Origin of the sequence: uncultured Thiodictyon sp., from assembly GCF_903828115.1 — a bacterium.
Classification (GTDB): domain Bacteria; phylum Pseudomonadota; class Gammaproteobacteria; order Chromatiales; family Chromatiaceae; genus Thiodictyon.
Genome location: NZ_CAIKKU010000167.1, coordinates 1 through 2,878, shown reverse-complemented (window position 1 = coordinate 2,878; position 2,878 = coordinate 1). Strand labels below are relative to the sequence as shown.

Genomic DNA, 2,878 nt, shown 5'->3' with positions numbered 1-2,878 from the left:
GGATTCCGAATTGTGCGTACGCCAACATGGCATCTCTCGACGAGGCGCTTAGAGAAATACTCGGCTCATTTGGCGGGAAGTACAGAATCAAATTCTCTCATTCCTGATATAGATCTACAGTTATTTCACTTGAGGTACTTAGCTTCAAATACCGCAAGTGTCCAGATCCCTACAATCTTAAAGTGCTTTGTGATTTTAGCCATCAGGCGCGCTTTATCCAGGACAGCTATCCGGGAGTTGAAGCGGACTGCAAAACAACTTATGGCGTCTATAACTGGCTAAAGGAAGGTAGACCGCTGGCTAGCCAAGACGGATTCACTCCTCCAAGATGCAGCGGTGACGATGTAAAGGATACCCCTGACATCGACTCCAAGCAAACCGTCTACCAATTGGCGCTCTACCGTCTCCAACAACTGGGTATCGTCCGAGACTATACTATTCAGTATTTCGGACGGAAAGATAAGTGGCGCTTCGAGGTGGAGTTTAATACGCACTGGTCGCCCCAAAGCTTGCTTGATCATGTAATGCGTTTCTTGGAGCGCAGCCGTCGCCCAGACTCCGATGACGTGGCCGAACCCATGCAAGTCTTAACTGCACTGGCTGCGCAATGTGGTTCCCCACCATGGGCGGCAGAACATTGCCGCACGGAAGAGGCACTGCTCAAGAAAGCTATCGGTACTCTGTTGCGGCGGGTATATGCGCGGGTTCGCACGATGCGTCTGCAAATGCTGCGCAATGAGTTGGATTATGTGCGAGCGGCTGAGGGTACCTGCCGACGAGTGACGTTACTCAATCTTTTCAACGACAAACTTGTTGCACCTGATTATCGCTGCGAATTCTGCGATATCTGCGTACCCGACCTGAATTTCGATCAGGCACAAGCGACCGATGCCGTCGGTAACGTCGATCTCGAAGAGCTGCTCTTGCGACTAAACGATTTGCTCGCGACGGCAAAACCAGAACCAGCCAGGCTGCATGATTTTATTCGCCAGGTAGAAGACCGCGGCGTGTTATTGGGGACGCTGGCCCGGGCCACCCGCCATCTGGAAGGTGACCCCGCCTCGCTGTCGGCACTGTATCTGGCGGGCGCACTGTCATGGCGCATCCCTGCCCGTCAGAATCAGGCTCTCGGCTACTTCCGCGCTGGCTTTCAACAAGGACATCAGCAAGGGGTGACGCAGGATATCCTGTTAGGGCTATTCTATCGCACTGGCGCTGAAATCGACCCTGAAGAGGCGGTGCGCTGGCTGAACGGTATTGGCTCTCGTTTGGCGCCCAACGATTTCCTCACCTGGGTTCAATCGCAGGAACTGCTTTTGGGTTGCGATTCGGCAGCTTATCGCGTCCTATCCGCTATTGCTAAGGTCCGTGCCCTGGGTTGCCTGAAAGGACCACTTCGCGAATTAAATGCGCTCGCCATTTCTCTGAGTAATAAGAGATCCAAGCGTCCCCGCCGTATGCTCTCCCTGAAGAAGCGACTAGATCAATGAAGCTGGAATCGTTTGAAAACGAAATCGTTCGACTGGAAAGCCAACTGCAAGACGCCATTGCCGCTCTGCGGAGCCTAAAAGACATTCAGGCGATCTTCCAGGACATACAGCCCCGCTATGAACGCCTCAAGCAGCTAACCGACGACGCGACGGGTTTTGAGGGTCAATATGAAGCTGTCCGACAACAGGCCGAGCAGTTAGCCCAACTCGAGGAGCAAGTGGGTCGGAACGGCGCCGAATGGAAAGCCGCGTTTACGGAATATCAACAGACTTACAACAAATCGCAGCGGGAAACCGAAGCAGCGATAGCGGCGCTAGTCCAGCGATGCGAAAACCAGCAGAATGGATTGAACGCTTTGGCGGCAAATTGTCAGCGGAATCAGGCCGAAGTTCTCCAGCACATAGAGCGATCAACTGCCGAGTTCCAACAGGCCAACGCCATATTGGATAGACAGCTTGCCTTGGTCCGTGCCGATCTTCGAGATCTGGCGGGAAATTTTATGAATGAGTTGGAAAACAAATTTGGGCAGCAGATCAGGCAGCGGTTCCAAAGCGCGCTTTTGGTTGGCTTCTTGGCGCTGGCGGCGGCATTGGGGGCACTGGCGGTTCTACTATTGAAGTAGAAAGCGCATAAAACGTTACTGCCCGAATCGGAGGAGTATCCAGTGCGTTCACATTCTTTCCACTGTTTCGGCATCGACACGATCGCGCTCGACGCCGGACGGGGTATTCGACCAGCCCAGACCTCTGAGAGATGGTTGGCTTATGCGACTGTTGCCGCAAGTACTTGATGTCGGTTACGCTCAATTCGGCAATCGCCGCGCTGGCGGCGGGGGCGAACCGGGGACAGACCACGGAATCGCGGATTCCGGTCTTGCGCCGCAGGGGTGCGGCTGACGGGGCTTGTCGCTACGTGGCGCGGAGCGCCAGAGGATGCGTTACACCGCAGCGCGGTGTAACGAGGGGACAATCCACATGAGAACCGCCAATCAGGGACCAATCAGGCTTTCCGCTGGAATCCCGAGCCCCCGATGCAGTCGCCGAATCATCGCCAGACTCAGCGAGCGTTTGCGCGCCAGCACTTCATAGACCCGATGGGGTGGGCCGATATAGGGTTTCATATCGGCCACCGTCAGGCCCTGCTGCTCCATTCGGAACTTGATGGCCTCGATCGGATCGGGTGGCGGCACGGGATGATGTTGTGCCTCGTATGCCTGCACCAAGGTCGTCAGCACGTCCAAACGGTCGCCGTCAGGGGTGCCGAGCAGCGGATCCTCACCCATCTGTCTGATGTCAACTATCTTGGCCGGTCGATGACAATTATCTTGGCCGGTGGTGGGGCCTGAGCGATAGGGCCAGTGAGTGCGGTAGGGCTGAGGTGGTGGGCG

The 2,878-nt window shown here is 55.5% G+C and carries 3 protein-coding genes; 2 read left to right on the top strand and 1 reads right to left on the bottom strand.

Annotation, left to right across the window (positions count from 1 at the left end):
• The first annotated feature begins 182 nt into the window (after window positions 1-182).
• Together QZY48_RS06015 and QZY48_RS06010 are read left to right on the top strand one after the other, a co-directional pair.
• Complete coding sequence (locus tag QZY48_RS06015; protein WP_295429007.1) at window positions 183-1,490, top strand: RecQ family zinc-binding domain-containing protein; 1,308 nt, start codon at window positions 183-185, stop codon at window positions 1,488-1,490.
• A complete protein-coding gene (locus QZY48_RS06010; RefSeq protein ID WP_295429005.1) occupies window positions 1,487-2,113 on the top strand; it encodes a hypothetical protein in 627 nt (208 codons plus the stop codon). Before QZY48_RS06015 ends, QZY48_RS06010 begins: the two co-directional genes overlap by 4 nt.
• A 366-nt stretch (window positions 2,114-2,479) precedes the next feature.
• On the opposite strand, the gene QZY48_RS06005 is transcribed toward QZY48_RS06010, so the two are convergent.
• Entirely contained in the window at window positions 2,480-2,773 is a 294-nt protein-coding gene (locus tag QZY48_RS06005; protein ID WP_295429008.1) for a transcriptional regulator, read from the bottom strand.
• Between the last annotated feature and the right edge of the window lie 105 nt (window positions 2,774-2,878).